Here is a 23,539-nt window from a genome sequence, read left to right on the forward strand (position 1 = left end):
TCAGGCGATCCAGCGTGCCTGAGACATCAGGCCCAGTACCATTCGCGGATGTTCCAGCAGTTGATCGAGGTGTTGATGTTGGGACGAAAGCCTTGCAGCCCTTCCTTCACGCCTTCGGCGATGAAGCCCTGGAACAGCGGCAGGATCGCAACGTCGTTGCGGATCAGCTTCTGCAGTTCGCCATAGGTCGTCTTGCGCTGGGCGAGATCGAACTGCCTGGCGCCGTCGGCGAGCAGGCGATCGGCTTCGGGATTCTTGTACTGATAGGTGTTGTAGCCGCGGCCGCCCTTGGCGGGAATGGCGCCGGAGCCGAAGCGCGGCGTCACGTCGGGGTCGCTGCCCAGCATGAAGTTGACGGAGACCAGTACCGAGTTGAACTTCGACTGCTGCCAGAAATCGCCCCAGATCACGGCCGCCGGCATGTTGTTGACGCGCATCGCAGCGCCGATCGCGCGCCAGTCCTGGATCAGCAGCTGCTGGGTCTGCTCGCGCACCGCATTGCCCGACGTCGTCGAATTGGTGAATTCGAGCTTGACGCCGCCCTTCTCGCGTACGCCACCGGCGCCGCGGATCCATCCTGCCGCATCGAGCAGCGCGTTGGCCTTGGCGGGATCGTATTTGTGCTGCGGCAGTCCCTGCTGAAACGACCAGGCCTGCTGCGGCACGAAGCTCTCGGTCTGCGTCGGCAGGCCGTAATAGAGCGCATCGATGATCGCCTGCTTGTTGATGGCGAGATAGAGCGCCTCGCGCACCGCACGGTCGGCGAAGGGACCGAACTCCAGATTGGGCGCGATGTGCTCCACCGAGGAGGTCGAGGAGACGAAGACCTTGCGGCCCTTCAGCGTCTTCGCCTCCTGCACGAAGTTCGGCAAGATGCCTTGCAGGCCGGTGTAATCGACCTGGCCGGTGCGGAACTGGGTGTAGAGCACGGTGAGGTCGGGAATGTACTTGAAGACCACGCGTTCGACGTAAGGTCCCTTGCCGTGATAGCCGGCGTGAGCATTGAGCAATATGTGGTCGCCGGGCACGCGCTCGCCCCAGCGGAACGGTCCGGTGCCGACCGGCGCGTTGTGGAACGGCGAGGCGTTCGGATCGGACACCTTCTCCAGGATGTGCTTCGGCACGATGAAGGTCAGCGATCCCAGGATCGACATGTAGGGCGAATAGGGAGCCTCCATTCGCCAGTGGATCTCATCGGGCGCGACGACCTTGATGTCCTTGACGAGGCTGTGGCCGACGCGGCTGCGCGCGCGGAAATTGGGATCGTTGATCAGCTCGAGCGAGAATTTCACGTCCTCGGCCGTGAACGGCGTGCCGTCATGCCATTTGACGTCGTTGCGCAGCTTGATCTTCCAGGTCAGGCCGTCGGCTGACAGGCCGCCATTCTCGATGGTCGGGACTTCGCGGGCGAGGTCGGGAACGAAATTGCCGGCGGGATCGATGAACCAGAGCAGCGAGAACACCTGCCACCAGACGCCCTGGTCGACCTCGATGCCCGGCATCAAGGGATGAAAGACGGTTGGCTCCTGCGACAGCGCCGCGATCACCTGACCGCGCGGTTTGTCCGGCGGATTGGTGGGACGTTCGGTCTGCGCGAAGGCGCTGCCTGAAAGCGTCCACCCCGCCGCGGCTCCCGCACCGAGCTGGAAGAATTGACGGCGATTCGGAATGCCGAGATGCAGTGCCCCAACGCCGAGCTTGCCGGTGTCGCCTGCCATGACCACTCTCCGTTGTCGCACGCGGCACCGTCTCCCGCGCCCCCGAGACCCCGGCAAAAGGGACAGGAGTGGGCTTTAGTGCTTCTAAATTATTGTGCCAAAATTTCATCACGACTAAATACAGCTGTCAATCGGATTGCTAGTATGCGCAATCTTTTCACTCTGACTGACGCTCCGACCGGTGCGGTCGCGGGCAGATGATGCATTGGGAGAGCGACATGGACGGTCGCGGCGGCACGAACGGCCCCAAGGATCTCGCGACGGCCGAGCCCGATGACGCGGTCGACCAGCGCCTGGGTGAAACCGTGCGGCTGCTGCGGCAGCGCGCCGGCCTCTCGATCCAGGACGTCGCCAACAAGACCGGCCTCTCCACCGGCATGATCAGCCAGCTCGAACGCGCGCGCGCCATGCCGTCGATCCGCACGCTGCGCCTGCTCAGCATCGCGCTCGACGTTCCCATCTCCTATTTCTTTGAGAGCAGCGATCCCGCCGACGTGCCGCGCTACATCGTGCGCAAGACCAACCGGCGGCTGCTGCGCCTCACCGCCAGCGGTGTCGTCAAGGAAGCACTGACCCCGGAAGGCAAAGGCCAGCTCGAGCTCTACGAGCTCACGCTCAATCCCGGCGCCTCCTCCGGCACGGACTTCCTGCAGCACACCGGCGAGAAGGCGGGCTACATCCTCTCGGGCAGCCTGCGGCTGTGGCTCGACAACCAGGCTCATCTGCTGGAGGCCGGCGACAGCTTTCGTTTTCCGAGCATTGTGCCGCACATGTTCGACAACCCGACTCAGCAGGTGGCGCGCGTGATCTGGGTGACGACGCTGCGCGAAGATCGTGGGGCGAAATCGCAAGATCGGTAAGTCAGCTCATCCTTCGCCGCAGCGTTGCCGATGGCGTCTCGCCGAATTTTTCGCGGTAAGCGCCGGCCATGCGGCCGAGATGGGTGAAGCCGAGATCGAAGGCGAGATCGGTGATGGAGACACCGGCGGAAGCCTGCGCGAGGCGGGAGTGGAGGCGGGCGAGCCGCATGTCGAGCAGCATCTGCGAAATGGACACGCCGAAGTGACGGCGGAAGCCGAGCTGGAGCGCGCGGATGCCGATGCCGGACACGCAGGCGAGCTCCTCGAGATCGAGCGGCTCGCCGGCATTGTCCGCCAGATGGTCGCGCGCGGCGCGGAGCGCACGCGGCAGGCGCTCGGCCTGCCCCGAGAACGTCCGGATCGCATCCGACAGGCCATGCCGCTGCCTGTTGAGGAGATGATCGAGTAGCAGTTCGCGCCAATCGGCCATCGCGGCCGGCGAAAGCCTTCCCGATGGCCCGAGACGCTCGGCAAGCGTCATCAGCCCGGCGAGGCTGGTCTGCAAGGCCCGCCCGGACGGCGCCTCCAGGTCGATTGCGGGATCGAACTCGACCACTCCGGTCGCCCTGCCCGACAGCGCCGCAGCGCGCTGCTCGACCAGGCGGCGGTCGAGCAGCAGGATCGCTTGCGCGCAGTCAGCCCAGATCATCCGGGTCGGGACGGTCGGCGACAGCAGCGACGCCATCCGGTCCGGCGCGACGTCGAGCTCGCTGACGCCGGCACGAATGCGGGCGGAGCCCGCAAGCGGGACCTGCACCAGGAAGAAGCGCTCGAGGCAGCCGGGATCGATGCCGACCGATCCGCCATAGGCGACGTAGTTGATGGAGAAGCCGTCGAAATCAGCGCAATTATGCCGGGCGGAGAAGCCGTCCGCCCGCGTCTGCGCCGGCTTGAGATCGTGAGGGCAAAAGATACGCCCGATCTGCTCGGCCGCCTCGTCGACATCATCCGTGGTGACGCGGGCGAAGGCCGCAAGCCGCTCGGCTGCGGGCGCCATCGCGTTCGTTTCCAGCACGGCTGCGGACATCGTCGACCACGCTTCGCGTCACGGATTGCTTTAAGCCTATAATAGTTCATCAGACGCGAAAAGGGGTGCGCCATGAAATCGCCCGTGCTGCATGGCAACAGCCGTATCCGGATTCGTTTAGCGGATAGACAAGCGGCCCCTGGCTGGTCGACGCTCCGTCCCCGCCGGTATCCATGAGGAGGTGAGCATGACTGCACTCGAAAAGGGCATTACTGCAAACGGCACGGGCTATGGCGGGAAGAGCTGGAATATCCTGGGCCAGGTCTATTTCCCCAAGGCCGTCACCGACTCCACCTTCGCTTTCGAGACCAACAGCGATCCCGGCCAGTTCGTGCCGGTGCACATCCACCCGACCCAGGATGAATTCATCCTGGTGCAGGAAGGCACGCTCGACCTCAAGCTCGACGGCCAATGGGTCAAGGCACATGCCGGCGACCTCGTCCGCATGCCGCGCGGCATCCCCCACGGCTATTTCAACAAATCCGATAAGCCGTGCCGCGCGCTGTTCTGGGTCTCGCCGATGCAGAAGCTGGAGGCGCTGTTCAACCAGCTGCACAATCTGACCGACCCGGCCGAGGTCGTGCGCATCTCCGCGCTGCACGAGGTCGACTTCCTGCCGCCCGAGGCCAACGACTAAAGCGCGATCATCGCGCTTTAGGTTGTTGTTTTAGCATGATCTTTCCGGAAAACCGCTACACACTTTTCCGGATCATGCTTGAGGCGACCCGCCTTCTCGTCCACTTTCATCTGCTTGCAGTTCGGCCGGCCGCGCCTTGCGGCCGAACGTGGCCGCTTGCGCACCAAACACACATCGAGCAATCCCATGGTCAGCCCAAAACATGTCTGCGTGATCGGCGCCGGCGTCTCCGGCCTTGCCGCCGCCAAAGCATTCTCCACCCGCGGCCACCGCGTCACGATCGTCGAGCGCAGCTCGGATCTCGGCGGCGTCTGGGCGCCGGCACGCTCCTATCCTGACGTACAGACGCAGAGCCCGAAGGAGCTCTACCGCTACACCGACCGCGCCATGCCGGAGGCCTATCCGGAGTGGCCGACCGGGCCGCAGGTCCATGCCTATCTCGCCGACTACGCGAAGAGCTTCGGTCTCGACCGCATGCTGCGGCTCGACACCGAGGTTACCGGCATGGCGCGCCGCGCCGGCGGCAGACCGGTCTGGACACTCGCGCTGAAGAACAGCGACGGCGCGACGACCAGCGAAGATTTCGATTTCGTCGCGATCTGCACCGGGCAGTTCAACGAGCCGCGCGAGCTGCATTGCCCCGGCGAGGACGGCTTTCTGGCGCAGGGCGGCCAGGTCCTGCACTCGTCGAAATACGGCGATCCGACGCTGGCGAAGGGACGCCGCGTCGTCGTGCTCGGCGGCTCGAAGTCCGCAACCGACATCGCCGTGAACGCGGTGAAATCGGGCGCGCGCGAGGTCACGATCGTGATGCGTGAGCCGGTGTGGCGCATTCCCTATTTCATCGGCGGCCTCGTGAACTTCAAACGCATCCTCTACATCCGCGCGCAGGAGGAGATGTTTCCGGGCTGGGGCATCGGCGCGATGGGGCGACTCGCGCACCGCCTCGCCGCGCCGCTGGTCTGGGCCAACTGGCGCGGGCTGGAGAGCCTGTTGAAGGTCCAGCTCAAGCTGAAGCAATGCAAAATGGTGCCGAACGAGCGGATCGAGGACGGCATCAACTGCTCGGTGCCGATCGCGACGCCGGGCTTCTATCCCATGGTCGCCGACGGCCGCATCAAGGCGGTGTTCGGCACGTTCGACCATTATGAAGGCGACAGCATCGTGATGAGCGGCGGCGAGCGCGTCGGTGCCGACGTTGCGGTGCTCGCGATCGGCTACAAGCTCGGCGTGCCGTTCCTTCCCGAGGCTTACAGGCAGAAGCTGGTCGATGCCGACGGACAATACCGGCTCTATCGCCTGATCGCCAATCCCGATCTGCCTGAGCTCGGTTTCGTCGGCTTCAACTCGTCGTTCTGCACCGTGCTCTGCGCCGACCTCGCCGCCAACTGGCTGGTGCGCTATGCCGACGGCCAGCTCGCCAACCAGCCGACGGCGCAGGCGATGCGCGACAACATCGAGATGATGCTGCACTTCAAGCGCGTCGAGCGGCCGGCCGCGGGCGTCTATGGCGGCTTGTGCGTCGCGCCTTATCACTACCGTCATTTCGACGAGCTGATGGCCGACATCGGCGCGAAGAACCAGAAGCGCGGCGGGCTCGCCGGGCGCTTCTCGCCGCCGGACGCCGATGAATATGCCAAGTTCCTGGCTTCCGCGCCGGAGTATCCGGTGACGGCGTGACGGCTGGCGGGTTGGCATCGACCCGAACTCGCGGCTCGCCAGACCAGCCCGTATTGCCTACGATTCCGGCTGCCGAATCGGCCAGCCCGGGAGCACGCGATGGAACCAAGACGTCACGCTGCCGCGATTGTCGCCGTGCTTGCCCTGCTTCTCGCGGCGCCTGCCATGGGACAGGGCGCGCTCACGACCAGGCAAGCGGAGGCACTTGCCGCCTATGATCGCGCGCTCGGCGATTTCAAATCCATCCTCGCCGAGCGACGGCGCCAGATCGAAGCGAAGCAGCCGCTGCCGAACCTGCCGGGACAGGCGCTCTACCTCGCGCGCGTCGCCGTCATCAGCAGCTACAAGGACCTCACCGACGCGATGCCGTCGCGGATCGGCCGTCCCAACAAGTTCGAGATTCCACCGGCCTATTTCGATGCCGACATCGAGCCGCTGGTCGACGAATATGGAAAGCTGTTCGACGTCATGGAGGCACCGCCTGCCAGCGCGCAGAACTCGCCAACGCCCTGCAAGGACGTGGTCGATCTCGCCGTTGCGATCGCGCGCACCAAGGGGCTGGCGCCTGAACATGCCGAGACTGCGGGCCGCATCAGCCTCGGGCTGTTCTTTGCGGAGACCAATGGCAAGCAGAACGTCCGCAACGCGCGCTCGAACACCTATATGGGCAGCTTCCAGACCGGCCCCTCGGAGGACCGCAACGGCAGCAGGAAATGGGAGAAGATCAAGGGCGACGTCGCTGCGATCGACCCGGGCTTGAGTGCGCGGGACGACAGGGAGGAGGCCCGCGCCCGCGGCACCGATCAGCGCTTCAACCACTGGACCAATGTCCGCAACGGCCTGATGAATGCGCACGCAGATATCTTCCGCGAGATCCCGGGCATCGTGAAGACACTGCCTGACCCGATCGACCAGATGAAGCTGTTCGAGCTGATCCAGATCGTGCCGACCCCGACCAGGTCCGCGCTCAAATCGGGCGATCTCCTGAACTACAGGGTCTCCAGCCCCACGATCATGAAGCACCTGCGCAACAACAGCATCTTTGCCTTCGGACAGGCCGACCGGGCGCGCAGCTCGGCAAGCTACCGCGAGATCCTCGCTGCCATGTGGCTGTTCAACCGGAAGTTCGAGCGCGCGATGGCGAAATATGCGGAGATCAGACCGCGCTGATGGATCGGTTGCAACCGCCGGTGGAAATTGTAGTCTCGCGACCTCATCGGCGACACGGGACCCCGGTTCATGCGCGTTCTCATTCTCGGCGGCAGCCAGTTTCTGGGGCGCGCGATCGCAAGCCATGCCTGCGCCAGGGGTCACGACGTGACCTGCGCAGCGCGCGGACTTGCGGGGCCGATCACCGCGGGCGCGCGCTTCGTACGGATCGACCGCGACGTCGCCGACGGTCTTGCGCCGCTCGCGGGCGAGACATTCGACGCCGTGGTCGATGTCTCGCGTCATCCCGGTCAGGTCAGCCGCGCGGTCGCCGCGCTGAAGCGGCCGGGCGTGCATTGGATCTTCATATCGACGATCAGTGTGTATGCGGACAACCGCATTCCGGGGCAACGCGCCGACACCGCGCCGCTGCGCGAGCCCAGTTCAGCGGAGATCGAGCACAGCACCGACGCGATCTACGGCGCCGCCAAGGTCGCCTGCGAACAAGCGGTCGGCAACGACGCCTTCATCTGCCGGGCCGGCCTCATCGCCGGGCCGGAAGACCCGACCGGGCGGTTCGCCTACTGGCCGGCGCGGCTGGCGCGCGGCGGCGAGGTGCTGGCGCCGGGATCGCCGGAGGACGCCGTCCAGTTCATCGACGTGCGTGATCTCGCGCAATGGATCGTGCGTGCGGCAGAGATTCGCCTCACCGGAATCTATGATGGGATCGGGCCAATTCGCACACGCGGCGAATTCCTGGCCGAGTGCGCATCCGCGCTGAACGCGTCATGCACCTTCACCTGGGTCGATCGCGCCTTTCTGGATGCGCATGACGTGCGGCGCTGGGCAGGTCCGCGGTCATTGCCGATGTGGCTGCCCCTGCCCGACTTCGCCGGATTCCTGACACGCGACACCTCGCCGGCGCGCGCGGCCGGACTGATCGCGCGACCGGTCGCGGTCACCGCGCGCGACACGCTTGATTGGCTCAACGCCAGCAACGGCCCGGTCATCGGGCTTACCGCCGATGAGGAGCGGGACGTGCTTGCGGCCTGGCATGCGCAAGGGGCGGCTGCGACCCGGATCTAGCCCCATCGCGCTGACGTAGCATTCCGTCCCGATGGATGAGTCAGGCCCACTATTGTCGTGGGCCTTGCGCAGCGTGCCGTTGGTCGCGGTCGCGCCTTTGATGCAATTGTGGTCGATCGTGCACCCAGTGCGAAGCGGCCCGTGACGACAAATCTGCCAAAGTCCACATTGCACCTTGCACTGCAAGGCCGGTGACCGCCATGGCTATGGTGTTCCACGGCCAGTCATTTGTTGCTAGCCTGCCGCACCGACAGACACTCATCGGGGACCACCGAATGACCTCAGCGAATCCCGCATCTCCCGCACGGTGCAATGGAGTGTGGCGACATATCGGGCGGGGACTGGCCATCGCGGCATCCGTGGCCGTGCTCGCCGGCTGCGAGGACAAGAACACGTTCGTGGCGCCGCCCCCGCCCAAGGTGGACGTCGCGACGCCGGTGCAGCGTGCGGTGACGCGCTACATCGAGGCCACCGGCAACACCGCACCGATCAAGAGCGTCGATCTGGTCGCGCGCGTGCAGGGCTTTCTGCAAACGATCGACTATCAGGACGGCGCGTTCGTCAAGCAGGGCACCCAGCTGTTCACGATCGAGCCCGAGACCTACAAGCTCAAGCTCGAGCAGGCGCAGGCGGCCGAGGCCGGCGCGCAGGCCTCGCTCCGGCAGGCGGAAGCCGACTACAAGCGGCAGGCCGAGCTGGTGCAGCGCCAGGCGGTCTCGCAGGCCACACTCGACACCTCCACCGCCAACCGCGACAACGCGCAGGCCAACCTCCAGCAGGCCCAGGCCAACACCAGGCTCGCCGAAGTGAATTACGGCTACACCAAGGTCGTCGCGCCGTTCGACGGCGTCGTCAGCGCGCACATGGTCTCGATCGGCGAGCTCGTCGGCGTCTCCTCGCCGACCCAGCTCGCCACCATCGTTGCGATGGACCCGATCTATGTGAACTTCACCGTCAATGAACAGGACGTGCTGCGCATCCGCGCCGAGGCGGCTCGCCGTGGGCTGACTCCCGCCAATATGAAGCAAATCCCGGTTCAACTGGGACTGCAGACCGAGACCGGCTATCCGCATGAAGGCAAGCTCGACTACGTTGCGCCGACCCTGAACCAGTCGACGGGCACACTGGCAGTCCGCGGCCTCGTCCCCAACGACAAGCGGGTGCTGCTGCCCGGCTATTTCGTCCGAGTCCGCGTGCCCTTTGACCAGGAGAAGAGCGCCCTCCTCGTTCCCGACACCGCGCTCGGCAGCGACCAGGGCGGCCGCTATCTGCTGGTGGTCAACGGCGACAGCATCGTCGAGCAGCGCAGGGTGCAGATCGGCCCCGTCGACAACGGCCTGCGCGTGATCGAAAGCGGCCTGAAGCCGGACGACCGCGTGGTGATCGCAGGGCTGCTGCGCGTCATCCCGGGCCAGAAGATCGACCCGCAAGCGACGAAGATCGACCAGTCTCAGGCCTCGGCCAAGTGAGGGGCTGCCAGCCATGATCTCGAAATTCTTCATCGAGCGGCCGGTCCTCTCGAACGTCATCGCGCTGTTGATGATCCTGATCGGCGGCGTGGCGCTGTTCAACCTCGCCATCGCGCAGTATCCCGACGTGGTGCCTCCGACCGTGCAGGTCACGACGCGCTATCCCGGCGCCAGCGCCAAGACGGTGATCGATACCGTTGCCCTGCCGATCGAGCAGCAGGTCAACGGCGTCGAGGACATGCTCTACATGCAGTCCTACAGCGGCGCCGACGGCACCTACACGCTGACCGTGACGTTCAAGATCGGCACCGACCTCAACTTCGCGCAGGTGCTGGTGCAGAACCGCGTCTCCAGCGCATTGTCGCAGCTGCCGCAGGCGGTGCAGAACCAGGGCGTCACGGTGCAGAAGCGATCGACCTCGATCCTCTTGTTCGTGACGCTGACATCGCCGGATGCGCAGTACGACAGTCTCTTCTTGAGCAATTACGCCACCATCAACATCCGCGACGAGCTCTCGCGCCTGCCTGGCGTCGGCAACGTCACCGTGTTCGGCGCCGGCCAGTATTCGATGCGGGTCTGGCTCGATCCGAACAAGCTGCAGGCCAGGAACCTGGTGCCGCAAGACGTCATCCAGGCGATCCAGCAGCAGAGCCAGCAGGTCTCGGCCGGTCAGATCGGCGCGCCGCCGACACCGCCGGGACAGGCGTTCCAGTACACGCTCAACGTCAACGGACGGCTCGAGGACGTCGGCCAGTTCGAGAACATCATCGTCAAGTCGGGCGCCAACGGCGATGTCACGCGGGTGCGCGACGTCGGCTGGGTCGAGCTCGGCGCGCAGACCTACAGCCAGATCTTCTCGCTCAACAAGCAGCCGGCGGTCGGCATCGGCGTCTTCCAGTCACCCGGCGCCAATGCGCTTCAGGTCGAACAGGCCGTCGAGAAGAAGATGGCCGAGCTCGCCAAGCAATTCCCTGAGGGCATCAAGTACGACACGCCGTTCGACACCACCAAGTTCGTCGAGGCCTCGGTGCACGAGGTCTACATGACCCTGATCGAGGCCGGCCTGCTCGTGCTGGTCGTGATCCTCGTGTTCCTGCAGGACTGGCGAGCGATGCTGGTGCCGGCAACCACCGTGCCGGTCACCATCATCGGCGCCTTCGCCGCGATGGCGGCGCTCGGCTTCACCATCAACATGTCCACCCTGTTCGCGATCGTGCTCGCGATCGGCATCGTGGTCGACGACGCCATCGTCGTGGTCGAAGGCGCCGCCCACAATATCGAGCAGGGCATGAACGGCCACGACGCCGCGATCAAGGCGATGGACCAGCTGTTCGCGCCGATCGTCGGCATCACGCTGGTGCTGATCTCGGTGTTCCTGCCGGCCTCGTTCCTCGCGGGGCTGACGGGACGCATCTATTCGCAATTCGCGCTGGTGATCGCCGCGACCGCGCTGCTCTCCGCAATCAACGCGGCCACCTTGAAGCCGACGCAATGCGCGCTGTGGCTGCGGCCGGCGGTGCCGCCGGAGCAGCGCAATTTTTTCTACCGCGGCTTCAACGCGGTCTACGACCGCGTCGAGCGCGGCTACACGCGGCTGATCACCTTTCTTGTGAAGCACGCTACCGTCTCGGTCGCGTTCGCATTGCTGGTGATCGGCGCCAGCGGCTACGGTCTGTCGCGGGTACCGACCGGCTTCCTGCCGATCGAGGATCAGGGCTATTTGATCGCCGCGGTGCAACTGCCCGACGGCGCGGCGCTGGAGCGGACGCAAGCCGTGCTCGACAGAGCCAGCGGGTTGATCAAGGACACCCCCGGGGTGGCGCAGGTCATCACTATCGCCGGCATCTCCGCGCTCGACAACAGCGCCAGCCTCGCCAATGCCGGCGTTGCCTACATCATCTTGAAGGACTGGGATGCGCGCAAAGGCCCCGGCGAGGATCTGCGTTCGCTGGTCTTCGGGCTCAACGACAAGCTCGCTGATATCATGGAGGCGCGCACCATCGTGCTGCCGCCGCCGCCGATCCAGGGCATCGGCAACGCCGCCGGTTTCTCGATGCAGGTCGAACTGCGCGACGGCAACAGCGATTTCGCCAAGCTGCAGGCGATCACCGCGGCCGTGGTCTCCAACGCGCAGAGCCAGAGCGCGCTGCAGCGCGTGCAGTCTTCGTTCCGCTCCTCGGTGCCGCAGTTCAACGTCGAGATCGACCGCGTCAAGACCCAGACGCTGCATGTCACCACGGACCAGGTGTTCTCGGCGCTGTCGACCTATCTCGGCTCGTCCTACGTCAACCAGTTCAACAAGTTCGGCCGCGTGTTCCAGGTCTACACCCAGGCCGATCCGGCGTTCCGCGTCACCGAACGCGACATCGCCAACATGCAGGTGCGCAACTCCAACGGCGACATGATCCCGATCGGCACCGTCGCCAAGATCACGCCGGCCACCGGCCCGTCGCTGATCAGCCTCTACAACCTCTACCCGTCCGCAACGGTGATCGGCCTGCCGGCGCAGGGCTACTCCTCGGGCCAGTCGCTGAAGCTGATGGAGGAGGTCGCCGACAAGACTCTGCCGCCGGGCACCGGCTTCGAATGGACCGCGATGTCGTATCAGGAGAAGGCGGTCTCGAACCAGATCTACTGGGTGTTCGGCCTCGCCATGCTGCTGGTCTACCTCGTGCTGGCCGGACAGTACGAGAGCTGGTACGCGCCGATCTCGGTGATTCTCGCGGTGCCGCTGTCACTGCTCGGGCCGATGCTGGTCCTCTCCGCGCTCAAGATCGACAACAACCTCTATTGCCAGATCGGCCTCATCCTGCTGATCGCATTGTCGGCCAAGAACGCCATCCTGATCGTCGAGGTCGGGCTCGAGCTGCACGGCCGCGAGGGCAAGCCGATCATGGAGTCCGCCATCGAAGCCGCGCGCGCCCGCTTCCGCCCGATCCTGATGACTTCCTTCGCGTTCATCCTCGGCGTGGTGCCGCTGGTGCTCGCGACCGGCGCCGGCGCCAGCGCGCGCAAGTCGATCGGCATCACCGTGTTCTCGGGAATGCTGGCCTCGACCTGCCTCGCGGTGCTGTTCGTGCCGGCCTTCTTCGTGGTGGTGCAGCGCTTCGAGAACTGGCGGGCGTCGAAGAAGGTACCGAAGGCGCAGCCGGTGGCGGAGGTGAAGTAGGCGACCGCTATCGATCACGATCGTCATTGCGAGCGCAGCGAAGCAATCCAGAATCTTTCCGCGGTGAGAGTCTGGATTGCTTCGTCGCTTCGCTCCTCGCAATGACGGCGGAGAGAGATTTCAAGCCCTCTCCGCCGGCGCCTGCCGGGCCTCGCCGCTCGACACCAGGAGCACCGACACCTTCGACTGCCGGAGCACGGCGTCGGCAACGCCGCCAAAGGAGAGGTGGTCGGCCTGGATGCGGTCGACGCCCATGACGACGAGATCGACGTCGGTGGTGTCGATCTCGCGGAGGATCGCCGCCTCCGGCGCCCGGTTCACCCGCAGCGTGGTGGTGATGTCGACGTCGTAGCGGGCGGCGAGATCGCTGGTGTCCTTGAGGATGCCCGTCTCCTGGCTCAGGCCGCGGGAGGCCCCGCGCTGCGCGCCCTTGTCGCGCGTCGTCGCCACATAGATCACGCGGAGCGAGCCCGATCCGGCCTGCGCCAGCGCCACCGCCACCTCGGCCCCGCGTTTGGAGACGCCACTGCCCGAAACGGGAACGAGGATGTTGAGCGCGTCGGGCATCGGCTGCTTCAGGTGCTTGCCCTTGGCCGCGACGATCGCGAGCGGTCCTTCGAACGCCGCGGCGATGTCGTCGATCCTCCGGTCGAAGCGGTCCTTGGTCGCGGTCACCCTGTCGATGCCGACGACCAGAAGATCGAAGCCCTTGCGCGCTTCGTCGGCGATGGTCGCGCCGAGCTCTGCCTGCCTCGCACGGGTGACGACATCGACGTTGCCGGTGTCTCCATCACCCTTGACGGACACCGTCTCGGCGGCCTTCTTCACCACGGCTTCGTGGCTTTCCTCCTCGCCGCGTCCCTTCCCCTGTTCCTTGGCGCGCTCGCCGATATGCAGCACGGTGATCGGCAGGCCGCGCATGCCGGCGATCAGGCCCGCGATGTAGGCGGCGAAGCCGGCGTTGACGCTTTCGTCCACCGCCAGCAAGGGGCGCTCGAGATTGGCGACGAAGCCGCGCTTCTCGAATTCCTCGCGCTCCAGCCGCTCCCTCTCCTCCTCGTTCATCGGGAGCCTCGCCAGCGCCGCGCGCAGCATCGGCGGCATCGCCATCGTGGTCACGATCGCCATGGTCACGATCATCGTGAACAGGTTCTGGCTGAGCACGCCGATGGAGAGGCCGATGGTGGCGATGATGACCTCGGTCGACCCGCGCGCGTTCATGCCGCTGGCGAGCGCCAGCGACTCCCGATAGCTCAAGCCGCCCGCGGTGCCGCCGACAAAGGCGCCCCCGAACTTGCCGACGCTGGCGATCACCACCAGCAGGCCGGTGAGCATCAGGAGGTTGGGATCGCGCAGCACCGAGAGATCGGCGCTGAGGCCGGCGAGGCCGAAAAACACCGGCATGAAGAAGCTCGAGATCAGTCCGCGCAGGCGCTCGTCGATCTGCCGCGTCAGGATCGGGGACTCGCCGACCAGGATGCCGGCGACGAAGGCGCCTAACACGGTGTGGACGCCGATCAGATGGGTGATCAACGCCATGACGCTCATCAACAGCAGGATCACCGTGATGACGGCCGCCGCGCTGACGAGATTGTCGTTGGCCCAGCGGATCAGCAGGAACACCAGGCGGCGCCCGATGGTGAAGCTGACGGCGAGGAAGGCGAGCGTGCCCAGTACGGCTTTTGCCACCGAGGCGAGATCGAGCGTGCCGTGCGAGGCCAGGCTGAAGATGACCGCGATGATGATCCAGCCGATGGTGTCGTCGATGACGGCGGTCGCGACGATGATCTGCCCGACATTGCGGCGCATGAAGTTCATCTCGCGCACCACCACGGCGACGATCTTCACCGAGGAGATCGACAATGCAGTGCCCATGAACAGCGAGGCCACGAGGCGCTCCTGCGGATTGGGCAGCAGCGCGTCCGGCAGGAATTCACCCAGCGCAAAGCCACAGGCGAAGGGCACGACGATACCGGCGATCGAGATCGCGATCGCGGCCCTGCCGACCTTCCGGACCAGCTTGAGGTCGGTTTCCATGCCGGTGAGCAACAGCAGCAGCAGGATGCCGACTTGCGCGATGCCGTCGATCATCGCCTTCTGCTCGGGCGTCTTCGGGAAGATCGCGGTTTGCGCCTCCGGCCAGATCCAGCCGAACAGCGAGGGCCCCAGGATGATGCCGGCGAGCAGTTCGCCGATCACCGAGGGCTGGCCGATCCGCTGCATGACCTCGCCGAGCCCGCGGCCGACCGCGATCAGCAGCACGATCTGCACGATCAGGAGGAATTCCGACGGACCGGCCGATTTTCCCGCTTCGGCACTGGCCGCAATGGTGGTGAGGACAAGCGCCGCGGGGACGAGAACAACCGGTCGGAGCAGGCGCCATGGCATGCAGGTGTCTTTCCCCCTTCATCCGCCCCAATGTCGGGGCGCCACAGGGACAGAACCCGCGGAAGGCGGCGCGGGTTCCGCCGCGCGCGGCGGGGTCAAAAACGAAAAGCGCAAAAACAACCCCATGCACAGTAGAGATGGGATTGGAATTGCTCGGGAAAATTTCGGCCTTGCCGAAACGCCTTGCTCCGTCGGGCAAAACACTGGCAGAATGGCATGATGAGCCCCGTCATCCCCGCCGTGGGAGCGCATCTCTCTATCGTCATTCCGGGGCGTCGCGCAGCGACGAACCCGGAATCCATTTGTCCACAATCTCTGCCGCCCGATGGATTCCGGGTTCGCGCTTGCGCGCCCCCCGGAATGACGATGTGGAGACAGTTGCCCGCCTTTCAACAATCCTATGCCGGCTGCGGCGTCCGGATCTCGCGCGGCAGGATGATCGCGGCCGCGATCGCGAGCAGGCAGAGGGCGGCGAAGGCGTGCAGCATGGTGACGAAGCCGCCCTGCTCGTAGAGCCAGGCGACCAGACCGACGGAGGCGCCGGCCGCGGTGAAGCCGACGAAATAGCGCACCGCATAGGCGCGCGAGCGCCACTCCTCGGTGGTGTACTTGCCGACCATGGCGTCGTTCACCGTGACCTGTCCGAACGCGCCCATGACGATGCCGATCGAGACGATGATCAGCGGCAGGTTGTTCAGGCTCGCGGCCAGATACAGGAACGGCGCCAGCATGAAGGACAGCGGCAACGCCACCGTCTTCAGCGAGTAGCGGTCGAGCAGCCGGCCGATCGTGTACTGGGTCATCGCGCCGAACACGTAGACGCAGGCGGCGATGATTCCGAGCAGCGCCGGGCTGCTGGTCAGGTCCGCGAGCCGCTCGGCGAACAGTTTCGGCAGCGCGACGGTGACGGCGTTGAAGGTCGTGGAGATCGCGATCACCACGATCAGCAGCGCCAGGATCACGCGCCACATGTCCTGCCTGGCGACGCGGGCCTGCGCCGCCGCCTGCTTCGAGCCCTTGCGGTCCTCGTGCACGACCGTCATTGCAAACGCAATGCCGATCAGGATCGTGACGACACCGGGAACGATGAACGCAAAACGCCAGCCGAGATACTGGCCGACCACGCCGGTGACCAGCGCCGAGGAGGCAACGCCGAGGTTGCCCCAGACGCCGTTGATACCCATCTCGCGGCCGAGCCGGTCGGCATAGGACACGATCATGGCGGTGCCGACGGGATGATAGATCGAGGCGAAGATGCCGATGGCGAGCAGCGCGGCGCCGAGTTGCACGGGCGTCTGCACGAAGCCGACAGCGATCATGGAGGCGCCGATGCCGACGAAGAAGATCAGCATCATGTGGCGGCGGCTCCAGCGGTCGCCGAGCCAGCCGGTCAGCAGCGAGCCTGCGCCAAAGGCGACGAAGCCCGGCGTCGCGTAAGGCAGCAGTTCCGAATAGGCCATGCCGAGCGCCGGCCCCATGATAATGACGGCGGCGGCGAAGATCAGCATCGAATAATGGTCGATGAAATGGCCTGCGTTGACGAAACCGATCACCCGGCTGGGGCTGTTCATTCCGAATCCTCTCCTGCTCCAAAATCGGTTATATGTCGGAGCCATGATGGGATGCAGCCAATGACTGTCTTGGAAAGGCCAATCTTGGAAACGCCAAGCTTGGAAACGCCAATCCTGCGGGAGGTCCGGGGCAACCACCGCTCGCCCGCGGGCGTGCACCTGGTCGCACGCGACTATCCCAAAGGCCTGCGGCTCGATCCGCACATGCACCGCGAGGCGCAGCTGGTCTATGCCGCGAAGGGCACGATGCAGGTGACCACGCCCGCGGGACGCTGGCTGGTGCCGCCGGACCGCGCGGTCTGGGTTCCGGCCCAGCTCGAGCACGCCATCGACGTCCTCGCCGACATCGAGATGCGCACGCTGTATTTCGACCTGCCCTGGCTGAAGCGCGAGCAGCGCTACGAGGGCCTGACCAGGGAATTCGTGGTGCGGGTGTCGCCACTGCTGCACCAGGCGATCCTGGCGCTGTTCGATGCCCGCAATACGGAGGCGCGGACCGAGCTGCTGGTGCGCCTGGTGATGCTGGAATTGCACCAGGCCGAGGATTCCGCCACCTTCCTGCCACTGCCGCGCGAGCCGCGCTGCCGCCGCGCCGCCATGATCGTGCTCGACGACCCCACCGGCCTGCACGACATCGACACGCTGGCGCGCGAGGTCGGAACCTCCGCCCGCACGCTGTCGCGGTTGTTCTCGAGCGAGACGCAGCTGAGCTTCAAGAGCTGGTGCCAGCGCGCCCGCATCGCCTCCGCGATCCAGCGCCTGTCGACGGATGCGAGCGTCTCGGTGAAGCAGCTCGCCACCCAGCTCGGCTATGCCAGCGTGCCGGCATTCTCGGCCGCGTTCCGCCAGGTGACGGGGCGCACGCCGACGGAATTTGCGGGGAAGGGGTGAGGAACACTCTGGATAGCGCTAGCACAATGAACGCAAGGGCCGTCATGCCCGGGCTCGTCCCGCCTGCGCGGCCGAAGCCGCTTCGGCGAGGCGAAGGCCCGGGCATCCACGTTCTTTGTGCTGCGTGACAAGGCGTGGATGGCCGGGGACAAGCCCGGCCTGACGACGTGGAGGCTTGGACGCCCAGCGCGCACCGCCTTCGCGGGACATGTCGGCATTCTCGAAACGCACCGCCCAACTGAAGTTGCCAATTTCCCCCGCTTGATTGTGATCGGCTTCCGCCCAAATCTTGTGTAAACTTCCGCAACGCACAAACCGGAATTGAAAAGTCCAGATGGCCAATGCCTTCTTCTCCGACCTGCTCGCCACCATCTCCGAGCGCGGCCGCACGCTGCTTCGCCGCGGGGACTCCGCCGATGCCAAGCGGGATGCCGATGGGCTGATCGAGCTTTGCGATGCGTTGCTGTCGGGCCGGGGCGAAGCCTCCGGCACCGCGATAGCGCGTGAGGTGCTCGACATCTACCGGGAGTTGGATGCGGCAGGACGCCGCGTCTTCTTCGAGGGACTAGTGCGCGATTTCGGCCCCGATCGGGAGCGCCTGTCCAAGGCGATCGAGCAATGGCGCGCCAAGCCGAGCGACGAGGATGCGAGCTCGTTGCACTTCGCCTCGGAGCCGCGGCGGCAGGAGCTGATCCGCCGCCTCAACCGTGCGCCGGGCGGCACCGGCGATCTCGTCAACATGCGCGCCGATTTGCTCGGCATGATGAACGGGCACACCGATCTCGCCGCGCTCGACCGCGACGTCTCGCACCTTCTCTCTTCGTGGTTCAACAGGGGGTTTCTCGTGCTGCGCAGGATCGACTGGTCGACCCCGGCCAACATCCTCGAAAAGATCATCCGCTACGAAGCCGTGCATGAGATCAGCGACTGGGACGATCTGCGCCGCCGCATCGATCCGGTCGACCGCCGCTGCTACGCCTTCTTCCATCCCGCGATGGTCGACGAGCCCCTGATCTTCGTCGAGGTGGCGCTGACCGAGACGATGCCGGGCGCGATCGCGCCCTTGCTTGCGGTCGACCGCCAGCATCTGCCGATCGAGCGCGCGCGCACCGCCGTGTTCTATTCGATCTCCAATACCCAGCGCGGCCTCGGCGGCATCTCCTTCGGCAGCTTCCTGATCAAGCAGGTGGTGGAAGAGCTGCGCCGCGAATTGCCGAAGCTCGACACCTTCGTGACGCTGTCGCCGGTGCCCGGCTTCATGGCTTGGGTGAAGCAGGACAAGGACCTGCCTCTGTCGGACGAGGACCGCGAGCTGCTGAAGCGTCTCGACGAGCCCAAATGGTTCGAGAGCCCCGAGACGGCGGCGCTGCTGCGCAGCGTGCTGGAGCCGCTCGCGGCGTACTACTTCCTCAAGGCACGCACGCCGAAGGGCCGGCTGATTGATTCCGTCGCGCGCTTCCATCTCGGCAACGGCGCGAGGCTCGAGCGCATCAACTGGCTCGGAGACCTCTCGCCGAAGGGCCTGCGCGAGTCGGCAGGCATCATGGTCAACTACCTCTACCGCCTCGACGACATCGAGAAGAACCACGAGGCCTACGCCAATGACGGCGAGGTGGTCGCGTCGAGCGCCGTGAAGAAGCTGCTGAAGAGCGAGGGACGACGGCTGCTGGATATGCGGTTGTCGTAGGGGCTCGCTCAGTCGTCGTCCCGGACAAGCGCAGCGAAGCGAAGCGCAGATCCGGGACCCATAGCCACAAGAGAACGTGGTTACGAGGACTCGGAGTTGTCAGCTTCGCGAAACGACGTCTGCCTGGGGTTATGGGTCCCGGATCGGCGCGCGCTTGGAGCGCGCTTGTCCGGGACGACAACGAGCGTGTGGCGCGGCCGTAGCTCGACACTCGGTCGTCGTCCCGGACAAGCGTAGCTCTCCGACAACGCGTAGCGTTGTCGAGAGCGAAGCGTAGATCCGGGACCCATAGCCACAGGAGAGCGTAGTTACGAGGACTCGGAGTTGTCAGCTTCGCGAAACGACGTCTGCCTGGGGTTATGGGTCCCGGATCGGCGCGCGCTTGGAGCGCGCTTGTCCGGGACGACAGCGAGTGTATGGCGCGGCCGTAGCTCGACACTCGGTCGTCGTCCCGGACAAGCGTAGCTCTCCGACAACGCGTAGCGTTGTCGAGAGCGAAGCGCAGATCCGGGACCCATAGCCACAAGAGAACGTGGTTACGAGGACTCGGAGTTGTCAGCTTCGCGAAACGACGTCTGCCTGGGGTTATGGGTCCCGGATCGGCGCGCGCTTGGAGCGCGCTTGTCCGGGACGACAGCGAGCGTGCGGCGCGGCCGTCCGCCCCCTACTCCGCCAGCGCCTTCATCTCCTTGTAGAGATCGGACTTGCCTTCGAAGCCGATGCCTGGCAGCTCCGGCATGGTGATGTGGCCGTTCTCGACGCGGACGCCGTCCGGGAAGCCGCCATAGGGCTGGAACAGGTCGGGATAGCTTTCGTTGCCGCCGAGACCGAGGCCGGCTGCGATGTTGAGCGACATCTGGTGGCCGCCATGCGGGATGCAGCGGCTGGGCGACCAGCCGTGGGTCTTCAGCACCTGAAGCGTGCGCTGGTATTCGCACAGGCCATAGGACAGCGCACAGTCGAATTGCAGCCAGTCGCGGTCGGGTCGCATGCCGCCGTAGCGAATGAGATTGCGGGCGTCCTGGTGGCTGAACAGGTTTTCGCCTGTCGCCATCGGGCCTGGATAGAATTCGGCGAGCGCAGCCTGCAGCGCGTAGTCGAGGGGATCGCCGGCCTCCTCGTACCAGAACAGCGGATAGTCCCGCAGCATCTTGGCGTAGGCAATCGCCGTCTCCAGGTCGAAGCGGCCGTTGGCGTCGACGGCGAGCTGCGCGTCCTTGCCGATCTCTTCCAGCACGGCCTCGATGCGCTTACGGTCCTCGTCGATATCGGCGCCGCCGATCTTCATCTTCACGACGTTGTAGCCGCGATCGAGATAGCCGCGCATCTCGCCGCGCAGCATCGACAGGCCCTTGCCGGGATAGTAGTAGCCGCCGGCGGCATACACGAAGACGCGCGGATTGGCGGTCAGGCCGTGACGTTCGGCGAGCAGGCGAAACAGCGGCTTGCCTGCGATCTTCGCCACCGCGTCCCACACCGCCATGTCGATGGTGCCGACTGCGACGGAGCGCTCGCCATGTCCGCCCGGCTTCTCGTTGGCCATCATTGCGGCCCAGACCTTGTCGGGGTCGAGATTATCGCCGGCTTCATCGAGCAACGACCTCGCATCGGCTTCGAGGATGCGCGCGGCGAAGCGCTCGCGGATCAGGCCGCCCTGCCCGTAGCGACCGTTCGAGTTGAAGCCGTAGCCGACGACGCGCTTGCCGTCGCGGACCACGTCGGTGACGACGGCGACGAGGCTGGTCGTCATCTTCGTGAAGTCGATATAGGCGTTGCGGATCGGGGACGAGATCGGTTTGGTGATCTCGCGGACGTCGACGATGCGGACGGACATGGGTTCTCTCTTCCTGGCTAGCTCCCTCCACTCGTCATGGCCGGGCTTGACCCGGCCATCCACGTCTTTGCCACGGAGCAAGTTCGAAGACGTGGATGCCCGGGTCAAGCCCGGGCATGACGACGGAGGGTGTGGTGCGCCCGATGCGCGATAGCTACTTCTTATCCCTGAAATACGGCTCGACCGGCCCGTGCACCTTGATGGTCAGCGGGTTGCCGTGGCGATCCTTGGCGTTGCCGGCGGTGACGCGGACCCAGCCTTCGCTGATGCAGTACTCCTCGACATTGGTCTTCTCGATGCCCTTGAAGCGGATGCCGACGTCGCGCGCCAGAATGTCCGCGTTGTAATAGGGGCTGTTCGGGTCGACCGACAGGCGGTCCGGAAATTCGTCGCTCATGATTGTCTCGCTCACAACAGGGTCTCGATTTGCTGCCGCAATCCTTCGGGCCGTGCGGTCGGCGCGTAGCGCGCGACCACCTTGCCGGCACGGTCCACCAGGAATTTGGTGAAATTCCATTTGATGGAGGCGCCGAGAAGGCCGGATTGCTGACGTTTCAGGTAGTCATAGAGAGGATGCGCCTTCGGCCCGTTGACGTCGATCTTCGCAAACAGCGGGAAGGTGACGTCGTAATTGGTCGAGCAGAACTCCTGGATCTCGCTCGCGCGCCCCGGCTCCTGCGCCCCGAACTGGTTGCAGGGAAAGCCGAGCACGGAGAAGCCGCGCGGCGAGAGATCGCGGTAGAGATCCTCGAGGCCGCGATATTGCGGCGTGAAGCCGCATTTGCTCGCGGTGTTGACGATCAGCAGCACCTGTCCCTCGAAACGCCTCATCGGTACCTCCTCGCCGGCAAGCGAGTTGGCCTTGAAGTCGTAGATGGCGGTCATCGCTAGCCCACGGGATCGATCGGCGACGGCGGCACGCCGCCGGCCTCGATCGCTTCGCCCGCGAGCAGGCAAAGGTCTTCGCGGTAGCGGCCGGAGACGATATGCACGCCGACCGGGGCCTTGCCGACGAGCCCGGTGGAAACCACGAGGCCCGGCAGGCCCATGAACGGAATGGCGATCTGCGGCAGCTGCGCCTCCCAAACCCGCTTGAAGGATTCGTCGTCCTTGCGGTCGAGATGATCCGGGAACGGCAGCTCGCCGGAGACCGGCGTCAGCAGCACGGCGTACTTCTCGAAGAACAACATCCATTCGCGGGTCAGCGCGGCTCTTCGGGTCAGCGCCTTGGCGTAGTTCGCCTGGTCCATCGGCGTAACCCTGGCACGGTTGCCGCGCAGGCAGGCCAGCGCACCGGGATCGCCCTCGCGCTCGGCCATATCGAGCTGCGCCTCAAAGCCGTCGCCGAGCCAGAGCTTGATCTGCCACTCCACCGCCTCGCGCATCGGCGGCGTGTCTTCGATGATGTCGACGGTCCAGCCGGCGCGCTCGAGGCGCTTGCCGGCATCGCTCACCGCGGCCTTCACCTCCGGCGTTGTGGCAAGGCCGCCCGGATTGAGGCAGAGCGCGGCGCGCTTGGCCCGCGCGGGGCCTTGCAGCGGCACCGGCACGAACCAGGGATCGCGGATGTCGCGGGCCGACATCGCCTCGAGCGAAATCCTGATGTCGTTGACGGTGCGCGCCAGGGGTCCCGACACCGCCATGATCTGCGGCCCGATCGGGCGCTCCGGCAGCGCCGGGTTGAAGGCAGGGATGCGGCCGAGCGTCGGGCGCAGGCCGTGGACGCCGCAGGCATAGGCGGGATAGCGGATCGAGCCGGCGATGTCGGTGCCATGGGCGATGTGGCCGATGCCGGCCGCGACCGCCGAGCCGGCGCCGCCGGAGGAGCCGCCCGGCGTCAGCGCGGCGTCGCGGGGGTTCTTGGTATCGCCATGAATGAGATTGGTGGTGAACCAGCGGTAGGAGAAGGCCGGGCAATTGGTGCGGCCGAGCAGAATGGCGCCCGATTTCCGGAAATTGGCGACCACCGGATTGTCCTCGCGCGCGATGACATCGCGCTGGAGCTTCAGGCCGTTGGTGGTGGCAAAGCCTTCCTGGTCGACATTGGCCTTGATGGTGACGGGCACGCCGGCGAGCACGCCGGGGTCCTCCCCGCGGGCGATGGCGGCATCGACGGCATCAGCCTGCCTGAGGACGTCATCCGGCCGGTGGTCGATCACCGCGTTGAGCTGGGGATTGACGGCATCCAGGCGCGCGAGGCCGGCCTGCGCAGCCTCCCTGGCGGACACCTTTTTGGATTTGACGAGGGTGACGAGGTCGGCAGCCGACAGGCGCCAGAGATCTTGCATGGCTTGCTCCGTGTAACCGGCGTCTTTTAGCGCCGCGAACGCGGCAAAGCCATGCGGTTTTCGCGGAGGTGAAGGGGGCTGGCGC

The 23,539-nt window shown here is 65.6% G+C and carries 17 protein-coding genes; 9 read left to right on the forward strand and 8 right to left on the reverse strand.

Annotated elements, in window-relative coordinates:
• Positions 1–26: 26 nt before the first annotated feature.
• Positions 27–1,718, reverse strand: coding sequence for a peptide ABC transporter substrate-binding protein (locus H1B27_RS32025; protein ID WP_197968804.1), 1,692 nt, complete (start codon positions 1,716–1,718; stop codon positions 27–29).
• Positions 1,719–1,936: 218 nt separating this feature from the next.
• On the opposite strand from H1B27_RS32025, the gene H1B27_RS32030 reads away from it, so the two are divergent.
• Complete coding sequence (locus H1B27_RS32030) at positions 1,937–2,578, forward strand: cupin domain-containing protein (RefSeq protein WP_197968805.1); 642 nt, start codon at positions 1,937–1,939, stop codon at positions 2,576–2,578.
• A gap of 1 nt (position 2,579) precedes the next feature.
• Here the strand turns inward: H1B27_RS32030 and H1B27_RS32035 are convergent, their stop codons facing one another.
• The gene (locus H1B27_RS32035) at positions 2,580–3,605 is read right to left on the reverse strand and encodes an AraC family transcriptional regulator (RefSeq protein ID WP_197968806.1); all 1,026 of its coding nucleotides are present in this window, start codon (positions 3,603–3,605) and stop codon (positions 2,580–2,582) included.
• Positions 3,606–3,792: 187 nt separating this feature from the next.
• On the opposite strand from H1B27_RS32035, the gene H1B27_RS32040 reads away from it, so the two are divergent.
• From H1B27_RS32040 to H1B27_RS32065, 6 genes are all read left to right on the forward strand, one after another.
• The gene (locus H1B27_RS32040; protein ID WP_024339447.1) at positions 3,793–4,242 is read left to right on the forward strand and encodes a cupin domain-containing protein; all 450 of its coding nucleotides are present in this window, start codon (positions 3,793–3,795) and stop codon (positions 4,240–4,242) included.
• Between the two features lie 186 nt (positions 4,243–4,428).
• Positions 4,429–5,922 carry a flavin-containing monooxygenase gene (locus tag H1B27_RS32045; protein WP_197968807.1) on the forward strand — a complete coding sequence of 498 codons (1,494 nt, stop codon included), beginning with the start codon at positions 4,429–4,431 and terminating at the stop codon, positions 5,920–5,922.
• Between the two features lie 99 nt (positions 5,923–6,021).
• Entirely contained in the window at positions 6,022–7,092 is a 1,071-nt protein-coding gene (locus H1B27_RS32050) for a hypothetical protein (RefSeq protein WP_197968808.1), read from the forward strand.
• A 69-nt stretch (positions 7,093–7,161) separates the two neighbouring features.
• Positions 7,162–8,157 carry an NAD-dependent epimerase/dehydratase family protein gene (locus H1B27_RS32055; protein ID WP_197968809.1) on the forward strand — a complete coding sequence of 332 codons (996 nt, stop codon included), beginning with the start codon at positions 7,162–7,164 and terminating at the stop codon, positions 8,155–8,157.
• A 275-nt stretch (positions 8,158–8,432) separates the two neighbouring features.
• Positions 8,433–9,626 carry an efflux RND transporter periplasmic adaptor subunit gene (locus H1B27_RS32060; protein WP_197968810.1) on the forward strand — a complete coding sequence of 398 codons (1,194 nt, stop codon included), beginning with the start codon at positions 8,433–8,435 and terminating at the stop codon, positions 9,624–9,626.
• Between the two features lie 13 nt (positions 9,627–9,639).
• Positions 9,640–12,795, forward strand: a complete 3,156-nt coding sequence (locus H1B27_RS32065; protein ID WP_197968811.1) for an efflux RND transporter permease subunit — start codon at positions 9,640–9,642, stop codon at positions 12,793–12,795.
• Positions 12,796–12,915: 120 nt separating this feature from the next.
• Here H1B27_RS32065 and H1B27_RS32070 read toward each other — a convergent pair whose 3' ends face one another.
• The gene (locus H1B27_RS32070) at positions 12,916–15,183 is read right to left on the reverse strand and encodes a cation:proton antiporter domain-containing protein (protein ID WP_197968812.1); all 2,268 of its coding nucleotides are present in this window, start codon (positions 15,181–15,183) and stop codon (positions 12,916–12,918) included.
• A gap of 398 nt (positions 15,184–15,581) precedes the next feature.
• Positions 15,582–16,754, reverse strand: coding sequence for an MFS transporter (locus tag H1B27_RS32075; RefSeq protein ID WP_197968813.1), 1,173 nt, complete (start codon positions 16,752–16,754; stop codon positions 15,582–15,584).
• A gap of 51 nt (positions 16,755–16,805) precedes the next feature.
• Here H1B27_RS32075 and H1B27_RS32080 point away from each other — a divergent pair, with 51 nt between their 5' ends.
• Both H1B27_RS32080 and H1B27_RS32085 read left to right on the forward strand, forming a co-directional pair.
• Positions 16,806–17,645: an AraC family transcriptional regulator gene (locus tag H1B27_RS32080; RefSeq protein WP_197968814.1), complete on the forward strand. Its 840-nt coding sequence runs from the start codon at positions 16,806–16,808 to the stop codon at positions 17,643–17,645.
• 334 nt (positions 17,646–17,979) lie between these two features.
• Complete coding sequence (locus tag H1B27_RS32085) at positions 17,980–19,332, forward strand: malonyl-CoA decarboxylase (protein ID WP_197968815.1); 1,353 nt, start codon at positions 17,980–17,982, stop codon at positions 19,330–19,332.
• 664 nt (positions 19,333–19,996) lie between these two features.
• Here the strand turns inward: H1B27_RS32085 and tarD are convergent.
• The 4 genes from tarD to H1B27_RS32105 form a co-directional block, all read right to left on the reverse strand.
• Positions 19,997–21,166, reverse strand: coding sequence for a D(-)-tartrate dehydratase (gene tarD, locus H1B27_RS32090; RefSeq protein WP_197968816.1), 1,170 nt, complete (start codon positions 21,164–21,166; stop codon positions 19,997–19,999).
• A gap of 154 nt (positions 21,167–21,320) precedes the next feature.
• On the reverse strand, positions 21,321–21,563 hold the full coding sequence (locus H1B27_RS32095; RefSeq protein WP_029674077.1) for a DUF3297 family protein: 243 nt from the start codon (positions 21,561–21,563) through the stop codon (positions 21,321–21,323).
• Between the two features lie 11 nt (positions 21,564–21,574).
• Positions 21,575–22,051 (reverse strand): glutathione peroxidase, encoded by a 477-nt coding sequence (locus tag H1B27_RS32100; protein WP_061879436.1) that lies wholly within the window; start codon positions 22,049–22,051, stop codon positions 21,575–21,577.
• Positions 22,052–22,053: 2 nt separating this feature from the next.
• Positions 22,054–23,454: an amidase family protein gene (locus tag H1B27_RS32105; RefSeq protein ID WP_197968817.1), complete on the reverse strand. Its 1,401-nt coding sequence runs from the start codon at positions 23,452–23,454 to the stop codon at positions 22,054–22,056.
• Positions 23,455–23,539 lie beyond the last annotated feature (85 nt).

Origin of the sequence: Bradyrhizobium diversitatis, from assembly GCF_016031635.1 — a bacterium.
In the GTDB taxonomy this organism is placed as follows: Bacteria; Pseudomonadota; Alphaproteobacteria; order Rhizobiales; family Xanthobacteraceae; genus Bradyrhizobium; species Bradyrhizobium diversitatis.